Here is a 21,638-nt window from a genome sequence, read left to right on the forward strand (position 1 = left end):
CACTGATTTTGGTGACATTGAGTTCGCCGACACCCGTGATAGGCTCCATCTCACGGGTGTCGGCGAACTCAATGTCACCAAAATCAGTGTAAGGCTCGGCCTGCTGTTCGGCGTCTGCCTCAGAGGCAGACGCTCGCCCCTGTCGCCGATATCGCCGTAAAGACTCGGCCGGCAGGGGAGGTGGACTACGACCTACCTTGAACTTTGCTTTTTACCGTCGTCAGATGAAGCGAGCCGAAATGTTGCGCCGCGGTGCTGATGACAAAAATTCTCGGCGGCTCGAACTTTACCTCTCGCGCCTCTACGAGGAGGTTGCACGAAAAGCGCGGCCTTGCCCACTCGTCATCACAAGAGCGACACGGGCCGACATGGCGGCCGAAACGCTCACCTCATGCGCAACCTGGTTAAGAAGCTGGCGCAAACGGGGCCGAGCGAGGCGGAACTCGAGCGGACGAGGATGAAACGCCCAAATCCTCAAAGAGACGGCCCGCATCGAGAAAAGCCGTGCCTGCCGAGATCGGGCAAGGGCGGGTAGCCAACGCTACCCAGCCGTAGGGAAACCCGTGATCACGCTTTAGGCACCCAATAACGATAATGGAAAAATCTGCGCGAAACGGTCGCACCGGTATTGACATTAATTGACACACCCCGCGAACACTTGCATAAGCCACATAGCGGTAGTGACTAGGTGCATGCCGCACCCAATTTTTTCCCTAGGGCGAGGTCAGATCTATGGCGGCACTGGCAAAATTCAGACCAGTTGATTCCAGCCAACACGACAAGGACGAACTCCGCGAAATCGTCCGTGAGCGCTCTTTTCGATCCGGACGCTACACGCTCTCGTCGGGCATAGAGAGCGACATCTATTTCAATATGAAGCCTACCATGATGATGGCGCGAGGCGCGCAACTTGCCGCTCTTGAGTTCCTAAAAATCGCTGAGCAAGTGAAAGCAGAGTACGTCGGCGGCCTTGAAATGGGAGCGGTCCCCGTAATCGGATCGATGGCAGCTGTCAGCTCGGCGATGAACAAACCCATAAACACGATCTTCGTTCGCAAGACTCCAAAGCCTCATGGCACAAGGGACGTGATTGAAGGTCTTGGGCCCAAAGAAGATCTCGAGGGAAAAGTCGTCCTGATCGTTGACGACGTTGCCACAAGCGGCAAGTCGATATTGAAGGCGATTGAAGAGGTTCGCCGCGTCGGGGGCATTGTAGGTGACGCTGCTTGCCTCGTGGACCGCGACGAGGGAGCTACGGCGCTGCTAGCCCAACATGGGGTCACGCTGCATTCCGTTCTGCATGCGAGCGAATTTGTGGAACGCCACTGACAATCTCATACAACGGCTTTCCGGCGACCTAGCCTTAGAGGACATTCCGCCGCTTTGCAGCGAGTGCAGGCGCCTCGCGAGTAAGAGCGACTGCCCTTGCCCATCCTCACTGCTTTTGGTGCAACATATGCTGGCTGCCGTTCACCAGCCGCTTGACGCCATTGACCACCTTTCTGAGCAAGGCGCCATCAGACTGAAGGCTTTTACCGATTATCTGGCGACGGTCGTTCGAATAGCTTCAGAGCGCGGAGACGCGGCACCCTGGATCGATCTAGCCAGCCGGTTTAGCGCCCTTTTCGGTCCCGACGAGGTTGCCCATTAATCTAGTGCTTATCGCTTTCCATGAACTAGCAGCCTCGGCGGCATCGCGTCATGGATCGCCAGCGGCATGCCGGCCCATGATGCGAGCGTAAAAGCGCCGAGCAGCCGGTGCTGAATCTCGGACGTGACGACGCCGATTGGCGCGATGCGCGTTGGCACGGGCCCTCGTGCCCAAGCATGATGCGTTCCCATTCCGCGGCATCATGCTCGCGATCCCGTCTGTGCCGTGCTCAAGCAAGCGAGCCCGAGCGAACCGCCCTGGGTAGCGGATTTAGACAATCGTTGGTAGAGTTGGCTGGCGAATAGGCGAGTTCGGCCTTTGGTTGGACCGGCTTGCGGCGGGCCAACCAAACGGGATTGGCGACACTGGAGTATGCCTTCACTGGGGTCGCGTCCTTACGCTGTAACGCGGCGGTCAGCGAAGCCGCGCGAGCGCCCCCTCGATAGCGCTGAGCGGGCGAGCGGCTTCGGGGCGGGCGCAGGGGCTGGGTAGACCGGGCCGGACTCACCTAACTCACCGGGTCCAGCCACGACATGCATCGCCAAAGGCAAGGACCCTCCCCGCTGAGCGCGGGCTCAGCCATGGCCGCTGAGGCTACCGCACCCTTTCGAGTGAACGTAAGGACTTAACGAGCGTAGGGGAAAGGTCCGCAGAATATACGATGTGCCTCAGGGCCCGAGTGCTTATTCGGTCAAGATGATCTGGGCTAAGGCTCCCGCGTTCGCCGCAACGAAGGCGTACATCATTCCCTGGATGCCACCGCCAATGAACAATAGTAGACCATTATATCCCGCTGCCCATTTCTTCGGCTACGAGGTCGGGCCGGCGCTCGATCAACGTACGGCTGATGAAGCCCAGATGCTCGGGATTGGTGCATGGCGCGCGCCCCAGAAGGCTGTCCAGGATGCGGCGCGCTCGCCAGGCCAGCAGGCCAAAGTTCGGATCAGCCAGCCCGCGCTGTCCAAGGCAGGCGTTCTGAACGAAAAGGCGTCTGTCTCGCGGTCCGTCCCAGTACACCGAAAAATCCTCGCCGGTGGCGAGCTCATTGCCGATCTGCTCGAGGCGATCTGCGATCGGTTCCAGGAAGTCCGGCAGCGCGTTCTCGTACCCCGTGGCCAGGATGACGATGTCCGCGGTTACTTCTCCGATGTTATCCATGCCGCGCTGCAGCGTGAGCCTGTGCCCCGCCCCTGCGTTGATGCAGCGCGACACGTTGCAACTTGGCCGCAGTGTGATGTCGCATTGGTGTGGCTCGAGAAAGGCGTGGTGGTAGAGCGCCTGATAGACCGCGCGCAACGTGCTTTCTGAAATCCCGTCGGAGGCAAGCGCGAAACGCCGCAGGAACAGCTGGCGATGCACCTCGCTCATGGCCGCAAAACGATCCGAAAAGCAAGGCGTGAACAGCTCGTTTGTGAACGGGTGGTCGTCGAAAGGCATCTCGCGCGTCAAGACCCAAGTGACCGCCGCGGGCCGCCGTTCTTTCGGCCGGCCGACAAGGTGCAGCAGCAGCTCGGCTCCCGACTGTCCGCCGCCAACCACGCAGACATGCTTTTTGTGCACCTCAGGATGGATATGCGCTAGGTCTGATGAGTGGAACAGGTTGGGTCCAGTCCAGCCATGAAACTGAGGCGGAATTTGCGCCTGCTTGCCTATGTCGATGACGAGGTTTCTCGCATCAAGGACCGCGTTGTCCGTCCGCACGCGAAACTCGCCGTCAAAGCGGATTTCGCGAACGGCCTCGCCGCCACGGACAAGCGGATTCTTCTGGAACGCCCAGTTGAGATATTGAGCGAACTCGGCTCTGAGCACCCCGTGAAATTGCGCATTGAGGAAATGGTAAAGACGCCCGTTCTCGTGGAGGTAGTTTACGAATGTGTAGGCTGATCGCGGATTGACCAGAGTAACCAGATCCTGGAAGTGGCCGACCTGGAGCTCCGCGCAATCGAAAGCGCTGCCTGGATGTCCGCGGAAATCAACCTGCCGATCCAGGAACAGTGCCCCTTGCGCAATCTCTTCCTGTATCTGACACGCAAGGCTCAAATTAGACGGCCCAGCACCGATACCAATGCAAAAGAGCTCCACTTATCCTTGCTCCTCTAGGAGTGTTTCCCAACTCAGCGGCATGTGCGCGGCGACCGCCAGGCATTGAGCATTGCGAACCTCACAGGCATCCTTGAGCCGCGGTCCCGACTGAGAGGAAGGCAAAAGCCTGCGCGGCCTTCCAGGTCTTGAGCTCAATGGGCGACATCGACAGCGGGCACCGCATCATCCGAACCCAAGAGCGAGAAGGACCGCGTGTGATGCTGTCGCGCAGCTCTCCGGATTTTACGGCGGCTCCTAGCGGCTGCCTCCACCCCAGGATTGACTGTTTCCCGGTTACGACGGAAGCGGCTCTTTCTTCGAGGGGCGTAACCATGGATAACGGCTCGTAATGCGTTCGTAGACTCCCATGCATGCAGCGTGCCGGATAAAGAAAACGTCAAACCAACGAGTTCTCCTAATTCCAGCTCGTCTGGAACCCGACATTGTCGCGCCCGACGATGTCGGGCAGAGGAAGCCCCGCGGCAGCGGCCCTTGCACACCGCAGGCCTGACAGGGGCAGCCGCCGATTTGACCCGCGTCCGGGTACTGATCAGGGGCATTCCAACAGGGTTCGCGCCCGAGGCGGGGGCCCCTGGTACACCCGCCCTGTGGCTTGGCTGCGGTCTGCTGCAGCCGTTCGTCTTTACTGCCGGTTACAGACGATCTCGCACGAGTTGGATGCACGAGAGCGTCCTGAAGCAGTCGAGGCGTCCGGTTTGGCTCTGACAAGCGTCGCAAGATGTTGGCGGATCCAGCCATCTCTCCGCAATCCGACCGGTAACCGACAACGACTTCGGACTGGTTGGCGCTCCTTCGACCTGATCGGTGTTCCTACGGAACTGATCAGCGAGCCAAAAACAGCGGCAATGTGGTCTTCTCAAAACTCCAGCTCGGCGGACCGCCGAAAATCCGCTCACGCAGCCGACGGCTGCCATAAGCACCCATGACTATCATGTCGGCGCAGGTGTCGGCCGCGTGCTGCGTCAGCACTGTGGCCGCCGATTTACCGGCGCTCTTAAGCAGGTCAACCGAGACCCGAGCACCGTGCCGAGTAAGATAGGCAGCGATGTCTGCTCCAGACTGCGCACCTTTCCCGTTGTTTTGCGCCTTCGGATCGACCATAGCGACACAAACTTCCTCAGCAGCGGATAGGAGACTAAGAGCTTCCCGAACCGCACGCGAGGCCTCTACGCGCGAATCCCAGCCGACCAGCACGCGTCGAGGCGACAGGGTCGCCTTAGCGCCCTTCGGCACGATGAGCACCGGCTTTCCGCTATCGAACAAGCAGCCGTTGACAACAGGAGGTCCGAGAGTCTCATCGTTGAGGAGGTCTCCTCCAACGATCGTCAGGTCAGCGCAGAGCGCCCGCTGTCGTGCCACTTCACCAAGGCTAGCCGGATCGCAATAATCGGTGTCAACGTCACAGGAAAGCGACATAGCTTTTAGCCGTTTGAGGATATCCGCGGACCGTCTTTCCATTCTGGTCACGTCCTGTGAAAATTTCTCGATTTGCTGAAATCGATAATTCGGTACTGCAATTGCCTGTGCACGTCCCGTACCCCACTCGAGGGGCGGAGACGACATCAAGAGCAATGGAGGCGGTATAATCAGTACGGATAGGTGCGCGCCGACCTCGCCACACAGTCCGGCAGCTGTTGTGAGGTCCTCATCAGAATGATCAGCACCCGTCACACAGAATATGCTTTTAAATTCCATTTGCCTGCTTCTCTTGGTCTTCGTTAGGAGCGTCTGCGGCAACACCGCTCTCAGCGGAGGAAGAGAGAGCGGCACCACATTCGACCACCGATTTCAGTCGTCCGGCTTCTCGAGCGAGTAGCCGGCCGACCTGACGGTGCGAATGACGCTGCCGAGCAAGGCCGTTTTCAGCGCCCTCCTGATTCGGCTGATATGGACATCGACGGTGCGTGCACCGACATGAATGTTGGGCGGCCAGGCCGCCCCGATAAGCTCGTCCCGGCTGAAGACCTTGCCGGGGGCCTCAATCATAAGCCGCAGCACGTTGAACTCGATCCGTCCGAGATGGATGTCGTGGCCATTACCGCGAACCCGACGGGCATCGAGCTTCATCTCCAGGCCTCCACAACAAATCCAACTGTCGTTTTCAACCCCGTTCGAACCACGCTTGGTCAGCCCGAGCCTCGCCCGCAGGCAGTCGAGCAGCTTGGCCGGAGCCACCGGCCGCACAAAGCTCTCAACGCCTGCCTTCAAGAGATCGAGGTGCTGGTGCTCGGCGCCAGGCGCGATCAGGGCGATGATGGGCAGGTCGGTGGTGCGCGGTTCCCGCTTGAGGTGGGCGCAAATTGCGGACCCGTTTATGCTGGCTGGGTCGCAATCCAGCACTACGGCCTGAAGCTCCCGTTGTTCGGCCAAGGCCAGCGCAGCCTTCGCGCCGTCTGCCGTCTCACTGCTGAAACCGTCCACCTCCAGTATGTGACTGTAGAGCAGATAGAACTCGGCATCTTGCGAGCAGATCAGGACCAGCGGCTTCTTCATCAGCGATACCCCAACAACCTGGTCGGCCTCGAGCCCCTGGATCGAGGGGACTGGCCAACAAAGATTCTCGGGTCCGTCATGGTGGCCTTTCTCGAAAATCGCGCCCATCATGCCAGCGCCACGTGGGGAAAGGTTTCGATGACTGAAATCGCATCGTCGACCAGCTTCGTACCAGCCGTGGCGAGCTTCAGGAGCGTCTCGAAGCCAAACCGGTGGACATCGCGCAGCGTTTTGGACAAAACGACCAGCCGTCCGGTCGTGAAAAGCACCCGACCAAAACCCTCATGGCTCACCTGGATCATCGGCGATGCCATAAGGCCGCAGCGCTCCTCGATCGCAAGCCCGATGGCGGCGTAATACTTGTCGAGCCTCCACAGCACGTCCGGATCGGGATCTCCGATGATCGGGATCGCTCGGCGCTGTTCCTTGGTAATGATGAAGTCGCCCAGCAGCTCGGCGTCCGCTTTGCGTTCCCACGAGCCATAGGAATCCTGAGCACGGATCAGCCGCACGAGGCATTTGACGAACGGGGTGCAAAGAGCCGCCTCGTCTTCGGTGACAGCTGGGGGGATTGCGGGGTCAGACATTTGGCGTCCTCCTATCAGTCCTCGTCCTCGAAGGACGGTTTCGTTTCGGCAACGCCCGCTTGCGCCAGCACCTTGCGCAGCCAGGGCGGAGGACACGTCCTGAGCATCATCTGCGTGCGCAACAGCACCTCTTGGATGGATTGGGGCTCCGCCACTTTGATCGGGTGGATTTTTGCCGCGACAACCTTGGCTGCCGAAGGTCCGCCAATCGCCAGACAAAACAGCAGATGACAGCCTTTCAGCGCATCCACCTTGGGCGTGATGCGGTCATCGCCCTCGGCCCGATGCTCCCCGCTTTCATCCGAAACGTCATCGAAGGCCACGGCTTCGACGAGATTCCATTCCTCGCGCGTCACGTCGTAGACAGCAAAGCGCCTGGCCGACCCGAAATGGGCATTGAGGTTCTGCATGTCCTGAGTGGCGATCGCAACGCGCAATGCGCCCGCACGTCGTTCAGGCATCGGGGCGAAAACCTCATTACTGACCAGCGAGAGGCGGCGAACAGCGTTCATGTGATATTTCTCGATTACGGAGTGGATCAAGCGCCTCAGGAGTGGGCGCGTGTTGGTTGGCCTGGAAGATGTTGGCGACCTCGAAGATCAGGTCGCGGGTGCCCTGATAGAGAATTGCGAGCTTGTGCTGGCTGCCTAGTCGATCGAAGACCGGGAACCCGATGCGCATGAGCGGAATTCGGAGCCGCTCCGATGCTTGGCGCCCGTGCGAATGCGTGACAAGCAGGTCAGCACCGACGGCAAGACTTTCCAGATCGCCGAGATCGCCGATCTGAACCGAAACCGCCGGGACTTTCTCGAGAATTTTAGACCTGTCGGTCGTTGTGACGGCCGCGGCTATCTCGGAGCCGAGGCCAGCAAAGAAGGTTGCAAGTTGGAACAGCTGGTCTGGTTCGGCAGCGATGGCAATTTTCTTGCCGCCGAAATGGAAATGTCCGTCGAGCATCGCGTCCTGCAATTGCGCCCGGCGCCGGCGCACGCGGGCCGGTACCGCCGCGCCCGAAATCGAAGACAGCAGCGACACGAAGCGGTCCGTGTCCTGCAGCCCAGTCAGTGACTGGAACAACACGTAAGGCACGCCGGTCAACCCGAGCAGCGCTTTCGCCGGGCGGCGCATGTGCTCACCGATGGCGATGCATTGCATGGCCGTGCCCAACTCGCGAATGTCCTCGACGCTGGTGCCGCCGTATGTGGTCGCTACCCAGCGGTCAGGAACCGTACCGTCGAGCGAGCCTGAGATGTCGGGCAGAATAACCGGCTTGAGCCCAAAGCTTTCAACCATGTCCCGCATATGCTCGACGTCGGCGACAGTGAGGTTGCATCCGGGCAGGATTGCGATCTTCTTCGGGTGCCGCGCCCGTTCGCCCGAGCGTGTAATCCCTTCGATCATTGCGGTGACTGCCCTGGCCCAGCCCTCTTCGATCGCGCCGTCAAAATCCGGCGTGTTGGCCAGCACGACCTCCGTACCCGCAAGCTCTTGCGTGTGCTTCAGCTTGATGTTGGCAATATCACCCGCGCAATCTTCGCCACGCGTCTCCACGAGCGCGGTCGTGCACACCCCGATCAGCTTTGGCTTCGTGCGGTTCTTGAGGTTGAGGATCGCCTCTTCCAGATGGTCGGCTGCGCCGAGGATGGTCGCCACCTCATCCATCGCCGTAGTCTGCAAGGGAATCGCTTCTTTGAAGTGCCGCACGAAGAGAACGAGCGCAAAGCTTGTGCATCCCTGGCTGCCGTGGAACAGCGGCATCGCACCGTCGACGCCAAGAAAGGCAAAGGCGGCACCCAGCGGCTGCGACGACTTCAGCGGGTTGACCGCAGCCGATTTGCTCTGGAGAAGGATGCGGGCCATCGGTCGCCTCAACACTCGTGTGCCGTCGCGCAGGCGAATTCATCAAACAGGTACGCGGTCTCGTTCCTCGTGCACGGCAATTCGCCTATCAGATCAGGCTGGCAATCCCACGGGGCCGGCTGGCGCACCTGAGACCAGATCGGATTGTGAATGGCGAGGTCGATCTGGCGTACGAGTTCCACCATGCCGTCATAGCCGGCATAAGGATGCTGGCGCTCCTGGTTGATATCGAGCCAGGGCGTCTTGGCCTTGAGCGCAATGAATTGCGTGCGACCGCCCGACAGCATGATATCGGCCCTGTGTTCAGAGAGCATGGCGTACAGCTCGCGCGCAGCCATGGATTCGAACATGTGCTTGTCGTGCTTGAGAACTTGTTTGATGCGCTCCTTGTCCTGCACCGTAGATTTCTTGACCGAGGTGCCGACGATCTCGATTCCGATCTCCATCAGCGCATGGACAACCGACCAGGACTTCACACCGCCTGTGTTGAGCAGCACGCGCTTGCCTTGGAGCCTTTGCCGGTAGGATTCGAGTTTCTTCCACGCGATCGCCTCCTGCTGCGCGATCAGCGTCTCTGTGCGCTCGAGGATCTCCGGATCGGCGCCCTTCCTCACCAGCAGCCTGACAAGGTTGCGAAGAGCTTGCGATGTGTCGGAGATGCCATAGAAGGAGCCCTCGAAGAACGGGATGTCCCAGCGCTCCTCCATCTTGCGGGCAAGACTGATCAGCGCGGTCGAGCACACCATCATTGCCGCCCGGGCGCGGTGCGCGGAAGCAATGTCGCGGTAACGCGCATCGCCGGGAATGCAGGCGCGCACCCGGATCCCGAGCCGATCGAGGAGCGGCTTTACAAGCCAGAATTCGCCCGAGAGGTTGAATTCGCCAAGGATGTTGATGTCGTAGGGCCCGGGGTCGTCGGGTTCGACCGTGCCGATGACATGATCGAGCAACGCCTCGGCGGCGAGCTTGTTGCCGAGGTTCTTGGAGCCTGCCAGGCCAGGCGCATTGATCGGCACCACGGCCAAACCGAACTTTTCCGTGGCGCGTTTGCACACGGCCTCGATGTCGTCACCGATCAGCGCCGTTACGCAAGTCGAGTAGACGAAGATCGCCGGCGGCGCGTATGTGTGCTTGATCTCGCGGATCGCCTTGAAGAGTTTCCGCTCGCCCTGCCCCATCACCAGGTCGAGTTCGGTGAGGTCGGTCGTGAAGCTTGTCCGCCACAAGGTCGGCCCTGACGAAACCGCACCACGGTTGTCCCAAGAATTGCCCTCGCAGGCAAGCGGCGCATGGACCAGATGCGCAACGTCGGTGATCGGCTGCAGGACGATCTTGGCTCCGTCAAAGGCGCAGCCGCCGGCTGCCGCCCCTGGTGTCAGCGACTTCGAGCAGCCCTCCTTGCGCGCCTTGGCATCTTTGCCACGGTTCTTATCGCAGGCGGGCTCATCGAAGGCGTCCTTGATTTTGGCGCTGAGGGAGGACATTGCTCAGCCTCCCCAGTCCATTGGGCAAGGAATGGCCTCGGCGAAAAGCCGGCCACGGCTCTTAGCGCGTGAGGTCATAGGAATAATCCGTCACACCCGTCTCGCTCGTCTCGCGATCGAGTTTGTCGAAGATCTTGTCAAGGATCGTCGTAAGCACGCGCAACGCGCCCTGGTAGCCAAAGAGCGCAAAGCGGTGATGATGGTGCCGATCGAAGATCGGAAACATCAGCCGGATCAGCGGCGTTCCGGTGTCGCGCTCCAGGTACTTGCCGTAGGAATTGCCGATCAAAAGGTCCACCGGCTCGGTAAAGAGCAGTGAGCGCAGCGCCCACAGGTCCTTGCCCGCCCAAACCTGGGCAGCCTTGCCGAAAGGCGAGGATGCTAGCAGCTTCTTCAAATCGGCTTCCCATGCCGAGGTGCCATTGGTGGCGAGGCAATGGGTTGGCTCGCCGCCGGTCTCCATGACAAAGCGGGCCATCGCGTGAACGAAGTCGGGATCGCCGTAGATGGCGTATTTCTTACCATGCAACCAGGATTGGCTGTCCGCCATGGCGTCTACCAGTCGGCCGCGCTCGAGGCGAATTGCCTCGGGGATCTCCTTGCCGGAAATCGCCGCGACCTCCATCAGGAATTCGTCGGTCGCCTGAACGCCGAGCGGATAGTGGAACGAGGCCGTCGCCTGCCCGACCTCCTCGCAATAGCCCAGCGTCTTTCGGGTGTTGTGATGCTGCAGCGAAAGCGTTGCCTCGGCGTTGAGGGCCTTCTTCACCTCGTTGATCTTCGTGCCCCCGTCATACATGCGGTATTCACCGTCCGAAGGCGTATCGAACTGGTCAGAGGCATCCTGGATGAATGTGTAGGACACGCCCATTACATCGAGCAGGCGCTTGAGCTCCCGGTTGTTGCCGACGCAGAAGCCGTCGAAGCCCGGAATGATGTTGATGGCTCCTTCGACTTGCGTACGCTCCTGGCCTTTCCAGAAGTGCTCCAAAATGCCTTTGACCATGTTGTCATAGCCGTCGACATGACTGCCAACGAAGGCCGGCGTGTGGGCAAAGGGCACGTCGAAGTCGCGCGGGACTGAATCTTCGTCCTTGGCGTTCTGGATGAAGCTGTGCAGGTCGTCGCCAATGACCTCTGCCATACAGGTCGTCGACACGGCAATCATCTTCGGGTCGTAGAGCTGGTAGGTGTTGGCGAGCCCGTCGACCATGTTCTTCAGGCCGCCAAACACCGCCGCATCCTCGGTCATTGAGGAGGAGACCGCCGCGGCAGGCTCCTTGAAATGGCGCGACAGGTGCGAGCGGTAATAGGCGACGCAACCTTGGCTGCCGTGGACGAAGGACATGGTTCGTTCGAAGCCGGCGGCAGCGAATACCGCACCCAGCGGCTGGCAGGCCTTGGCCGGGTTCACGACAAGCGCTTTGCGAGCGAGGTTCTTTTCGCGGTATTCCCACGTCTGGGTGAAATCGCGCTGATCGGAAACGATCTCATCGGGGTGCGGACATTCGAAGTTTAGCTTCTTCTCAGCGAGCATCTTTCTGTATTCCGGCTCGCGGAACAGGGGAGCGTGATCGAGAATTTTTTCAGCCGACTGCGGCATGATGATTACCTCTTTTGCATCTGGCTGCGCGGTACGGCAGCTCAGGACGTCAAGACGTTCCAGGCTCCGGCGGATCAGAGGCCGCGGGAGTTCACCGTCTCAGTGGGAGACTGGGGCTAAAGCAGATGTTTATTCGGCAGCCATCGCCCGCTCATCGCCCCGGCTTCTTTTCCAAGGCGCGTGGAATAGGTCCCAGACCGGGTTGTTGATGGCGAGATCCACATCACGTGCGAAAATGGCAAAGCCATCGTAGCCGTGATACGGGCCTGAATAATCCCAGGAATGCATCTGGCGGAACGGTATGCCCATCTTCTGCACCGGGTATTTTTCTTTGATTCCCGAGCCGACCAGATTTGGGCGAATCCCTTCGATGAATTTCTCCAACTCATAGCCGGTCACGTCATCATAGATCAGCGTGCCGTTCTTCACGTAGTGGCCGGTGCGCTGATAGTCGTCGCTGTGGGCGAATTCATAGCCGGTGCCCACGATGACCATGCCGAGGTCCTCGTAGGCCGTGACGACGTGGCGGGGGCGCAGGCCGCCGACATAGAGCATCACGGTATTTCCTTCCAGGCGCGACAGGTACTTGGCGATGACCGCATCAACAAGCGGCCTGTACTTGGCAATGACCTTTTCGGTCTTCTCCTCGATTTCCGGCCCAAAATGCTTGGCTATGTTGCGCAGAGAGGCTTCGATCTGGGAGGGACCGAAGAAATTGTACTCCATCCAAGCGACGCCATACTTTTCCTCCATATGCCGACAGATGTAGTTCATCGACCGGTAGCAGTGGATAAGATTGAGCTTAGCCTTCGGGGCGCGCTCGATCTCTGCGAGTGTGGCGTCACCCGACCAGTTGCCGACCACGCGCAGCCCTATCTCCTCAAGCAGTATGCGCGAGGCCCAGGCATCGCCGCCGATATTGTAGTCGCCGATGACGTTGACGTCGTAGGGGCCGGCCTCGAACTTGACATCCTTTTTGTCGAAGACCCAATCCCGGATCGCATCATTGGCGATGTGGTGGCCAAGCGACTGCGAGACGCCGCGGAAACCCTCGCAGCGTACCGGCACGATCGTCTTGTCATACTCCTTGGTCTTTTTGCGAGAAACCGCCTCGGTGTCATCGCCAATCAGGCCGATAGGGCATTCGGATTGCACGGTGATGCCGTTGTTGAGCGGAAACAAGACTTCAATCTCGTCAATGATCTGTTCCAGCTTCTTGTCGCCGCCGAAGACGATGTCCTTCTCCTGGAAATCGGAGGTGAACTGCATTGTCCCGAACGTGTCGACGCCCGTCGTACCGACGTAGTAGTTGCGGCGCTGCGACCAAGAGTATTGGCCGCAGCCGACCGGGCCGTGCGAGATATGGACCATATCCTTGACTGGCCCCCACACCACGCCTTTCGAACCCGCATATGCACAGCCGCGAATCGTCATCACCCCGGGAATGGACTTGATGTTCGATTTGACGTCGCATTCGGAAAGGACCTCGCTTTCCCCGCCAGCCTCGTTGCCGCTCTTTGCGACGTTGAGGTGCTTCTTGCGGCGCTTCGCCGCCTTGTCGGGATAATGCGACAGCACCTCTTCGATAAGCTTCGCATGAAGAGCACCGTCATTCTCGTATTCCCGGCTCATGAGTCCCCTTTCAAGGTTGGGTGACGCCTCAACGAATAGGCGCCGTTCTCTGCAAGGCGCGCCGATTCATGGCAGCGCTAATGTCACTACTGGGCCGCCGCCTTCGCCGCTTCCTTGGAGTGAAGCTCGGCAAGCATCTGCTCGTCGGTCTTCATGATGCCGAAGTCGAGCAGCATCTCCTCCAGCTCCTCCATGGTGATCGGCGTCGGGATCGTACCCTGGCCCGAATTGGCGTGGATCTTCTCGGCCAGAGCGCGGTATTCCCCCGCCTGCTTGGAGTCCGGCGCGTACTGGATCACCGACATCTTCCTGAGTTCGGCATGCTGGACGATGTTGTCGCGGGGCACGAAGTGGATGAGCTTGGAATTCAATCGGCCAGCCAGTGCTTCGGCCAGATCGAGTTCACGGTCGGTTTGACGTTCATTGCAGATCAGCCCGCCCAGCCGCACACCGCCCGAATGGGCATATTTGAGGATGCCCTTGGCGATGTTGTTGGCGGCATAGAGCGCCATCATCTCGCCGGACATGACGATGTAGATCTCCTGGGCCTTGCCTTCGCGGATCGGCATGGCGAAGCCGCCGCATACCACGTCGCCGAGGACGTCATAGGACACATAATCGACATCGTCATAAGCGCCATTCTCCTCGAGGAAATTGATCGAGGTGATGACGCCGCGGCCGGCGCAACCGACACCCGGCTCGGGGCCGCCGGACTCCACGCACTTGATGCCTCTGTAGCCGACCTTGAGCACGTCCTGGAGTTCGAGGTCTTCCACCGAACCTTCCTGTGCGGCGAGATCCAGGACGGTATCCTGAGCTTTCGAATTCAGGATCAAGCGTGTGGAATCGGCTTTGGGGTCGCATCCGACGATGAGGATTCTCTGCCCGAGGTCGACAAGGGCGGCGAGCGTGTTTTGGGAGGTGGTGGACTTGCCGATGCCGCCTTTGCCGTAAAAGGCGATCTGACGCAGACCTGACATAATAGCTTTCCTTCCTTCGTTCTAATCATCGCGACTGCCCGCGACACAAGTGCCGATAGGCAGCTCGTGCCGCCTCACACCAAGCATCGCAAAAAGCGTACCAGCGTGATCGGCCGATCCGAGAAGAAACTTTGTTATTAAATTCCAGCCACTTAGACGGCGGCAAAACGCGCGAGCGGGCCTTTCAGGCGTCTGTCACGGACACGACAAAGCCGACACAGATTGTCGTGCGCCATCGAAACCGCCCTGTGTCGAGCTCGAAGCGGGATAATGGGGAGCTGGCCCTGATGGCGAGACCATCGGAAGACGTCCGCTATTGTCTTTCCAGCCTGCTATTGATCGGGCGGTCGCTGGATGAGCAGGAGCCTGGGGCTTGACCGCCGCGCGGAATAGTTCAGGCAGGCTTGCGGAGCGGGAACGCCGGCGGCCGACAGACATCCGCGCTTAACCTTTCATAGCCCGTCTACGAGTTGGTTCCGCCGAAGGCAAATAATTCAGTACCTTAGCACGAGATCATTGATATTTTCAAAAAGATACGTATTATACGGATATGACGGATTATCGGGACAATTCTATGTCGGTCATTAGCTCGGTTGAATTTCAGCGCAACTTTGGGGTGTATCAGGACAAGGCGCTAGCGGAACCCGTGATCATCAGCAAGAATGGCCGCGAACGGCTTGTGCTGCTTTCGGTCGATGAATACCAGCGCCTAAAGGCGCATCGTGACGGCACTAGCGCGGGGCCTGAGAACGCAGCCCCCCCTGCTTTGCAGAGCACGGCGCACTTTTCACTTAAGAACCAAATACCAACCGAGCCACTAAGGGAATTGCTGTCGCACTTTCATTCGATCAAATCTGCCTTCGTGTACGGTTCAGTCGCCAAAGGCACGGACACAGAACGCAGCGATATCGATTTGATGGTGGTCGGCGATAACCTGAACCTCTCTGAACTTTATTCAGCCGCACAAAACGCGGAACTGAGACTAGGCCGAAAGGTCAGTCCGACATTTCTGTCGCCGGAGGAATGGCAACGAAAGGCGTCTCAGAAAGGGTCGTTTGTCCGCAAGGTAAGTACCCTTCCAAAGATTTTCCTCATCGGCTCGGAGAAAGATTTACAAGCGTGGGCAAGCAAGAACTAGACAACCTCGTAAAGATTGGGCTGATGAAAAGTGAGCCCCCATCGCTGTCCGAATATGACGGCATGCTGGGTGGCGCGCGCAAGAATTTAACTGACGCACAGAAAGGTCTCGACCCCGACAGCCAATTCACTCTCTTATATGGAGCTGCGCATCGGCTTGCCCTGGCAGCCCTACGCCGCGAAGGCTATCGCTCGGACAATCGCACTTCGGTGTTTCAAGCGCTCGTTCATACCGTCGGAACCGACAAGGCTGACATTCAGATTTTTCTAAAGGCGCACAACGAGCGAAACCTCTCCGAGTACGAGGGGCACACAGACATTGATGCCAAATTGCTAGCTAACCTTATTGAGTGCACCACGAGGCTAGAGGTTTCGGTTGGCAAACTAGAACCGCCAGAAGATGACGAGTGAGCGGCAATCGAACACGCGCGGGCAAAGGGTCCGACGGTGCGGGTAGCGTATGCCCCGACCGGAACGAAGCCGAGCCGAGTTGCGCCGTAATCTCGGACGGCTTCACCTGTTGCGTGAACAAATCCATGAGATCGTTGGGCCAGTGAGGAAATCGATCTTCTTTATGGAAGGCATTTAAGCAACGGATGCATTCCCATGCACATCGCCGTTCTGTTTAGCAGCTGCCGTTGACCGGCGGGCCAGCCCCTTTGGCGTTCTGGTGTCTGACAGTCGAGCGTCAGGCCGGACCATGAGATACATCGATAAGGGCTGGACAAGGATGGGAGGGATGACGTGCTTGCGACGGAGGAAACAGTCAAGCAGCTGGGGCGAGAAGGCCAGTTCTTGCGGATTTCAACTTTGCGTGACGACCGCTCATCGGAGTCAAGGTAACACACGCCGGCAGCGGGTGTCCGGGCGGTTTCCAGCCGCACAATGCGAGACCGCTGGCGCGAACAAAGCTCGGCTGTACTCGGCACGCTAAGAGAGCCTGCCAAGCCGTCGGAGCCCGGCCTTCCGGTGCGACGCAAGCCGCAGACTAGACCGCCCTCTTGTTACCCCAAAGCAGAACGTGCAGCTGCGGCAACACGCGGGCTTCGAACCACCTGTCGCTGGTCACCCTTTCGACAAGCCATTCCATTCGCATCATTATTCCGTCCAAGTCGACAGAGGTGTCTTCACTGCCAGGGCGCGGCGGCGTGTGATTGCCGGGTTGCAGATAGATCGGAAGGTGCGGATATCGCGCCGCGACTTCTTTGGCATAGGCATAGTCACTCTCGTCGAAAACGACGAGCTTGAGCACGATTTGCGGCTTCTCTTGCGCCGCTTCGAGGCACGCCTCAAACGCAGCCCAACTGGTCGTCATTTCGCTGGACGGCGGCTTTGGGCTAAGGATCAGCACGTCAAGATCCGCAAACCACTCCCTCACCACGGAACCCTGCGTTTCCAGTGCAAAACGATAGCCCTCGCGATGGCCTCGTTCTATGAGGGGACCGAACGGCTGAATGGCCGGGTTGCCGCCTGACAAGGAGACCATAACCGGCCTGCCGCCGGAAAGCGCATGGACGGTTTGCCACACGGCATCGATCGGCATCGGTAGCCATTCATTGCGATACTGATTGTCCACCGCGTGAAGGCTGTCGCACCATGAACAGCGATAATCACATCCGCCGGTTCTGATGAACACCGTCGGCAAGCCGATGAGCACGCCCTCGCCCTGGATCGTCGGCCCAAATATCTCGCTCACACGGATTGCGGGATGCATGTCGGTCACGGACGGTATTCCGCCCAAGTTTTCGGTGTTTCGCTAACGCGCACGGCCGTGGTCTGCGGCAGACGTGCCTTGCACCATTCATAGAAATGTCTGGCCAGGCATTCCGCCGTGACTTTCTCATGTCCCAGCACGTCGTTGAGGTGCCGATGGTCGAAGCTCTCGTCAATATAGCGTTTGAGCGGCGCCAGATCGTGATAGTCGCGCACGAAGCCGCGGGCGTCCAGTTCCTTGGCCGATAGCTCCACTACGACGATATAGTTATGCCCGTGCAGGCGCGCACATTGATGGTTGGGGGGCAAGGAGGTGAGCTGATGCGAGGCCGAGAAGTGGAATTCCTTGCTGATGTGGAACATTACGCGCGCCTCCTGCGGAGTGCCTCGAGCCAGAAATCGGCGTCCTCGTAGTCGGTGGGATCAGCGTGCCCGGCGAGATGGAACGCTTCGCGCCGCTCGACGCAGGTCCCGCATCGCCCGCAGTGACGCACGCCGCCCTTGTAACAGGACCAGGTCTCGGCAAACGGGGTGCCGTATCTTGCGCCATCCGCCACAATGTCAGCTTTTCCGAGGTTCACGTACGGTGCATAGAGGCGTATCTGCGCATAGCCGTCGAGCGCGCGGTCTTGCATTGTCTGGAAAGCTTCGATGAAGGCCGGACGGCAATCTGGATAGATGAAATGATCCCCACCATGCACGGCCGCCGCCACCGCTTCTGCCTTATGCGTGGCGGCCAGCCCGAAGGCGATTGCAAACATGATGGCATTGCGGTTCGGCACCACCGTAATCTTCATAGTATCTTCGGCGTAATGGCCGTCCGGCACGTCGACACTGTCGGTGAGCGCTGAGCCGGAAAGGCCACGGCCAATTTCGCGGAGGTCGATGATCTGGTGCGGGACCTTCAGTCGCTCCGCGCAAAGAGCGGCGAAGCCCAATTCCTTCCTGTGCCGTTGGCCATAGTCGAAAGATAGAAGGCCGGTGAGTTCATGCTCCGCTGCCACCATGTGAGCAAGGGAAACGGAGTCCAATCCGCCAGAGCAGACGGCGAGAGTCTTCATCATTGGTATCCTTGTTTTGACCGGGTAAGGCTGCGACCGGAGATTTCTCTGCGCCCCCACTACTCCAGCAACGCAATTTTGTGAACCGGGAGAATTTGCGCTCAGCCCGATTGGAACGAGAATGGTTCGCGTCCAACACGCGTGATCAATAAGAGTTGAGCGCTTCAGCAGTTTGTTCGCGTCGCGCGCACTTTCGCAACCTGCTGTCGGATTCGTCGACTTCGAGACAAGGTGATGTTCGGCCGACATCGGCTGCCTCTCAATTAAGCCGTAGAAACACAGGTTGGCTTTCTGGCCTTCGCTTGCGCGGTTGGCACGACAATTGATGTTCTATTTGTGGGGCGGCACACCCCGCCGACCGAAAGTGGCAGTGAGCTCCTTGAGGCGCAGGTTGATGCGCTGGTTCCATTCGGCGATTTTTCGATCTGGAACCAGAAAGCGATGGCGGCATGGATGCCAGCAAATTTGACATTGGCGACATCCGCCTGGAGAACCCTGCGCGGCGAGCGCTGCCAGGCCGGCGTGCCACATGCCACTGGAAGACCAAGGCCTTCACCGACATTGTCGCGGGGCGACGTAGTCGTCATGGGCGACCTGCCCGCCCACAAGGCCGCCGGCGTGCGCGACGCGATTGAGGCCGCGGGCGCGAGCCTGCTCTACCTGCCGCCCTACAGTCCCGACTTCAATCCGATTGAGAACGCCTTCGCCAAACTTAAGGCGCTGCTGCGAGCAAAGCCGAGAGAACCATCAAGGCTCTATGAGACGCGTCGGCGCGGTCGTCGACCTCTTCACCCCAGCCGAATGTGCCAACTACTTCAAAGCCGCAGGATATGAACTGGATCAAACAGGACGTGCTCTAGTGGTTTACGCCTGACACAAGAGGTTCGGCCCCCACAACCGTTTCGGAATGAGGAGCAGCGCTGCCGCTGCTCCTCCAATCACGCAACGGATTTCACGATGCGCCAACTCGAGCCATGATTTCGGATCGAATGGTCGATGCGGTGTATAGGGACGCATCCAGCGGCAAATCCCCAAATGCCAGTTGACACAGAAGATAATTAGCACCTGCCTCTTCCAACTGATCAAGGAGAGCTTTTCGGACAGAAGCTGCCGTTCCCACGACGCACAATTCACTTTCAATTGCTGCATCGAAGTTCAGAGGCAAGTTTGGTGGAGTGGGAATGGCATTTAGTTCGTATAGAAATTTGAAGCTCTTGAGCCATCGTTCATAGGCAGGTGCTGCGAGCAAATACGCATCTGTTTCAGAACGCTCTATCACCACCATTCGGAGCAATCCAAGAAATGGCGCTTGGTGGCCAATGTCAGCATCGTGAATTCGGGCGGCGCGGAACGCGTCGGTAACGCTGCGAACAGAAGTGGAAGGTCCGACGCAGGCGATGTTTGCCCCATTCGCGGCGGCCCAGCTAGCCGGCTCGGGTCGATTGGTGGCGATCCATGTCGGCGGATGGGGATATTGGTGAGGTCTCAACGTCAGCGGAACGTCTTTCAACTCAAAGTGGCGGCCCTGATAAGAAAGCGTCCCGCCTTTCATCGCATTGATGAGAATCTCGCTGGCCTCCGCATACTGTTCTGGTGCTGCTTCTACAGCAACCCCGAAGTATCCCAATTCAGTCGGAGCAGAGCCGCGCCCTATGCCGAGTTCAAGCCTGCCGCCGCTCAACTGATCAAGCATGCAGATCTCCTCGAAGGCACGCAGCGGATGATAGAGCGCAAGTAGCATTACCATGGGACCAACACGAAGACTGCGGGTTCGCTGGGCGACGCTCGCTAAGAACAAATTCGGTGATGGACCTCTGCCATGCGGCGTACAGTGGTGCTCTGCGAGATGATACGCATAAAAGCCATAGCCATCGCACGCTTCTGCTAGGCTCAGCCGATCTGCATATTGTTGGGCGATGTCATCGCCGTTTTCGTCCAGATGATCGAAGATGCCGAAGGTCAGGCCCGAAGCGAAAATTTTCTTCAATTAATTATTCTCCAAATTACCTATGATTTATCCACTATTGGAAACATCATAACTCACAACACATCGACACTTATTACTTGATACATTTCCAAAGCAATGTGAATTGACTTCATGCTTGTGCATACCGCGATTCCTCTTAACGTTCATACAAACGTTTTTGGCGGCAGCAAGGAATTTGTCCATCTGCTCTGTGGTGCCAATGCTGACGCGAATGCAGTTCTTCAAATCTATGTCAGGAAAGCTGGCGATGAGGATCTTCTGCTCTTTCAACGCGGCTTGCCAGCATGAGCCCTCCTGTCCCGCCGGCACACGGGCCAGCAAAAAGTTTGCGTGGGAGGGTGTTACTGAAAAGCCAAGTTGCAACAGCGCCAGGGTCACTCGCTGTCGTTCATGCTTGATGTGCCTGTGGTTCTCTTCGTAGGCGTGGCGATGCGCAAGAATGCTTTTCCCGACCGCCTGCCCGATCACGTTCATGTTGAAGACATTCTGGATGTTGCGCAGCCTGCCAATGATTTCTGGGTGACCGAAACCGAAGCCGACTCGCACGCCAGCGGCAGCATAGCTCTTTGAAAAAGTCCTCAAGATCAAAAGATTCGGATGCCTATTGACGAGGCGCAGGGCATGGTCGGGTGCGAAGTCAACGTAGGCCTCATCCAAGACGATCAAGCGATCTGCTTGCTCCACAAGGCGTTCGATTTCGGCCACCGGCACGAATGTTCCGGTCGGATTGTTCGGATTAGCCAACAGAATGAACTTCGCGTCTTTTGCGGGGCCGGACAGCAGTTTTTCTATCGGCAGGGGATGAGCTTCGCTCGATGCGATTTCGAGAAACTCAGCACCCTGCAACATGGCAAGTTTACGGTTGAACGAAAATCCGGGCGACAGCATCGCCACTCTATCTCCTGGGGCGAGGAAAGCTCTGTAGATGAGTCCGAGCAGTTCCGACGAACCGTTGCCGGCAATCACCTGATCTTTGGAAAATCCGTAAGTGTCGGAGGCAGCTGCCCTTAAGCTGAGATTGTCGTCTTCCGGATAAAGATACTGGTGTTCGATCGCAGCAATTGCACTTTGCATTACGCTCTTCGGCAACGGAAACGGGTTCTCGTTCGTATTTAGCTTAACGCAATTTGCATCCGTCGCTGGTCCGTTGGACGAGAGAGCATCTAATTTGCTGGCCACCGGCGAAAAAAGCGAAAGCACGGTCTTCAGTTTTGCATCGCACATGTTCTTCTCCGTTTTTCAGTCCCGCAGGGCATGTGACATGAGGCAATCGTTGATCGTGACTTGATCGACGTTCGGCTGTGTCAGCGCTGCCTTCCCACCTTGGTGGGGATCGCCGACCACGGT

Annotated in this window: 18 protein-coding genes and 1 pseudogene; 4 read left to right on the top strand and 15 right to left on the bottom strand. The window is 58.6% G+C overall.

Features of this window, described 5'->3' with window-relative positions; all coding sequences use genetic code 11:
• Positions 1-732 precede the first annotated feature (732 nt).
• Positions 733-1,329: an orotate phosphoribosyltransferase gene (gene pyrE / locus EOA49_RS06080; RefSeq protein ID WP_126038051.1), complete on the top strand. Its 597-nt coding sequence runs from the start codon at positions 733-735 to the stop codon at positions 1,327-1,329.
• Between the two features lie 1,105 nt (positions 1,330-2,434).
• Here pyrE and EOA49_RS06095 read toward each other — a convergent pair.
• From EOA49_RS06095 to nifH, 10 genes are all read right to left on the bottom strand, one after another.
• Complete coding sequence (locus tag EOA49_RS06095) at positions 2,435-3,733, bottom strand: SidA/IucD/PvdA family monooxygenase (RefSeq protein WP_127241405.1); 1,299 nt, start codon at positions 3,731-3,733, stop codon at positions 2,435-2,437.
• An 843-nt stretch (positions 3,734-4,576) separates the two neighbouring features.
• Complete coding sequence (locus tag EOA49_RS06100; RefSeq protein WP_127221972.1) at positions 4,577-5,449, bottom strand: universal stress protein; 873 nt, start codon at positions 5,447-5,449, stop codon at positions 4,577-4,579.
• Between the two features lie 93 nt (positions 5,450-5,542).
• Positions 5,543-6,358 (bottom strand): response regulator transcription factor, encoded by an 816-nt coding sequence (locus EOA49_RS06105; protein ID WP_164746648.1) that lies wholly within the window; start codon positions 6,356-6,358, stop codon positions 5,543-5,545.
• Positions 6,355-6,834, bottom strand: coding sequence for a NifX-associated nitrogen fixation protein (locus EOA49_RS06110; protein WP_029356518.1), 480 nt, complete (start codon positions 6,832-6,834; stop codon positions 6,355-6,357). Before EOA49_RS06110 ends, EOA49_RS06105 begins: the two co-directional genes overlap by 4 nt.
• 14 nt (positions 6,835-6,848) lie before the next feature.
• Positions 6,849-7,346, bottom strand: coding sequence for a nitrogen fixation protein NifX (gene nifX / locus EOA49_RS06115; protein ID WP_127239620.1), 498 nt, complete (start codon positions 7,344-7,346; stop codon positions 6,849-6,851).
• Positions 7,312-8,694, bottom strand: coding sequence for a nitrogenase iron-molybdenum cofactor biosynthesis protein NifN (nifN, locus tag EOA49_RS06120; RefSeq protein WP_127239619.1), 1,383 nt, complete (start codon positions 8,692-8,694; stop codon positions 7,312-7,314). Before nifN ends, nifX begins: the two co-directional genes overlap by 35 nt.
• An 8-nt stretch (positions 8,695-8,702) precedes the next feature.
• Positions 8,703-10,178: a nitrogenase iron-molybdenum cofactor biosynthesis protein NifE gene (nifE, locus tag EOA49_RS06125; protein WP_029356524.1), complete on the bottom strand. Its 1,476-nt coding sequence runs from the start codon at positions 10,176-10,178 to the stop codon at positions 8,703-8,705.
• Between the two features lie 61 nt (positions 10,179-10,239).
• Positions 10,240-11,781 carry a nitrogenase molybdenum-iron protein subunit beta gene (gene nifK, locus EOA49_RS06130; protein WP_029356526.1) on the bottom strand — a complete coding sequence of 514 codons (1,542 nt, stop codon included), beginning with the start codon at positions 11,779-11,781 and terminating at the stop codon, positions 10,240-10,242.
• 129 nt (positions 11,782-11,910) lie between these two features.
• Positions 11,911-13,413, bottom strand: coding sequence for a nitrogenase molybdenum-iron protein alpha chain (gene nifD, locus EOA49_RS06135; protein WP_024505262.1), 1,503 nt, complete (start codon positions 13,411-13,413; stop codon positions 11,911-11,913).
• Positions 13,414-13,499: 86 nt separating this feature from the next.
• On the bottom strand, positions 13,500-14,393 hold the full coding sequence (gene nifH / locus EOA49_RS06140) for a nitrogenase iron protein (RefSeq protein ID WP_024505261.1): 894 nt from the start codon (positions 14,391-14,393) through the stop codon (positions 13,500-13,502).
• Positions 14,394-14,967: 574 nt separating this feature from the next.
• On the opposite strand from nifH, the gene EOA49_RS06145 reads away from it, so the two are divergent.
• The gene (locus tag EOA49_RS06145; protein WP_240992587.1) at positions 14,968-15,531 is read left to right on the top strand and encodes a type II toxin-antitoxin system prevent-host-death family antitoxin; all 564 of its coding nucleotides are present in this window, start codon (positions 14,968-14,970) and stop codon (positions 15,529-15,531) included.
• The gene (locus EOA49_RS06150; protein ID WP_029356531.1) at positions 15,513-15,941 is read left to right on the top strand and encodes a hypothetical protein; all 429 of its coding nucleotides are present in this window, start codon (positions 15,513-15,515) and stop codon (positions 15,939-15,941) included. Before EOA49_RS06145 ends, EOA49_RS06150 begins: the two co-directional genes overlap by 19 nt.
• Positions 15,942-16,518: 577 nt before the next feature.
• Here EOA49_RS06150 and queE read toward each other — a convergent pair.
• The 3 genes from queE to queC are packed head-to-tail and all read right to left on the bottom strand — an operon-like array spanning position 16,519 to position 18,304.
• Entirely contained in the window at positions 16,519-17,244 is a 726-nt protein-coding gene (gene queE / locus EOA49_RS06155) for a 7-carboxy-7-deazaguanine synthase QueE (protein WP_029356533.1), read from the bottom strand.
• 5 nt (positions 17,245-17,249) lie between these two features.
• Entirely contained in the window at positions 17,250-17,606 is a 357-nt protein-coding gene (gene queD, locus EOA49_RS06160; protein ID WP_029356535.1) for a 6-carboxytetrahydropterin synthase QueD, read from the bottom strand.
• Positions 17,606-18,304, bottom strand: a complete 699-nt coding sequence (queC, locus tag EOA49_RS06165; RefSeq protein WP_029356538.1) for a 7-cyano-7-deazaguanine synthase QueC — start codon at positions 18,302-18,304, stop codon at positions 17,606-17,608. The genes queD and queC overlap by 1 nt, the downstream gene beginning before the upstream one ends.
• Positions 18,305-18,874: 570 nt before the next feature.
• On the opposite strand from queC, the pseudogene EOA49_RS06170 reads away from it, so the two are divergent.
• Positions 18,875-19,178 (top strand): annotated as a pseudogene (locus EOA49_RS06170) (transposase); the annotation flags it as partial.
• Positions 19,179-19,256: 78 nt separating this feature from the next.
• On the opposite strand, the gene EOA49_RS06175 reads toward EOA49_RS06170, so the two are convergent.
• On the bottom strand, positions 19,257-20,291 hold the full coding sequence (locus EOA49_RS06175) for an LLM class flavin-dependent oxidoreductase (RefSeq protein WP_029356540.1): 1,035 nt from the start codon (positions 20,289-20,291) through the stop codon (positions 19,257-19,259).
• Positions 20,292-20,318: 27 nt separating this feature from the next.
• Positions 20,319-21,515 (bottom strand): histidinol-phosphate transaminase, encoded by a 1,197-nt coding sequence (gene hisC, locus EOA49_RS06180; protein ID WP_126038032.1) that lies wholly within the window; start codon positions 21,513-21,515, stop codon positions 20,319-20,321.
• Between the last annotated feature and the right edge of the window lie 123 nt (positions 21,516-21,638).

This window comes from Mesorhizobium sp. M1A.F.Ca.IN.020.04.1.1 (assembly GCF_003997315.1).
In the GTDB taxonomy this organism is placed as follows: Bacteria; Pseudomonadota; Alphaproteobacteria; order Rhizobiales; family Rhizobiaceae; genus Mesorhizobium.

Coding starts and splice junctions, on each gene's coding strand:
- pyrE (WP_126038051.1), top strand. CDS start 733: ATGGCGGCACTGGCAAAATTCAGACCAGTTGATTCCAGCCAACACGAC.
- EOA49_RS06100 (WP_127221972.1), bottom strand. CDS start 5,449: ATGGAATTTAAAAGCATATTCTGTGTGACGGGTGCTGATCATTCTGAT.
- EOA49_RS06105 (WP_164746648.1), bottom strand. CDS start 6,358: ATGATGGGCGCGATTTTCGAGAAAGGCCACCATGACGGACCCGAGAAT.
- EOA49_RS06110 (WP_029356518.1), bottom strand. CDS start 6,834: ATGTCTGACCCCGCAATCCCCCCAGCTGTCACCGAAGACGAGGCGGCT.
- nifX (WP_127239620.1), bottom strand. CDS start 7,346: ATGAACGCTGTTCGCCGCCTCTCGCTGGTCAGTAATGAGGTTTTCGCC.
- nifN (WP_127239619.1), bottom strand. CDS start 8,694: ATGGCCCGCATCCTTCTCCAGAGCAAATCGGCTGCGGTCAACCCGCTG.
- nifE (WP_029356524.1), bottom strand. CDS start 10,178: ATGTCCTCCCTCAGCGCCAAAATCAAGGACGCCTTCGATGAGCCCGCC.
- nifK (WP_029356526.1), bottom strand. CDS start 11,781: ATGCCGCAGTCGGCTGAAAAAATTCTCGATCACGCTCCCCTGTTCCGC.
- nifD (WP_024505262.1), bottom strand. CDS start 13,413: ATGAGCCGGGAATACGAGAATGACGGTGCTCTTCATGCGAAGCTTATC.
- nifH (WP_024505261.1), bottom strand. CDS start 14,393: ATGTCAGGTCTGCGTCAGATCGCCTTTTACGGCAAAGGCGGCATCGGC.
- EOA49_RS06145 (WP_240992587.1), top strand. CDS start 14,968: ATGTCGGTCATTAGCTCGGTTGAATTTCAGCGCAACTTTGGGGTGTAT.
- queE (WP_029356533.1), bottom strand. CDS start 17,244: ATGCATCCCGCAATCCGTGTGAGCGAGATATTTGGGCCGACGATCCAG.
- queD (WP_029356535.1), bottom strand. CDS start 17,606: ATGTTCCACATCAGCAAGGAATTCCACTTCTCGGCCTCGCATCAGCTC.
- queC (WP_029356538.1), bottom strand. CDS start 18,304: ATGAAGACTCTCGCCGTCTGCTCTGGCGGATTGGACTCCGTTTCCCTT.
- hisC (WP_126038032.1), bottom strand. CDS start 21,515: ATGTGCGATGCAAAACTGAAGACCGTGCTTTCGCTTTTTTCGCCGGTG.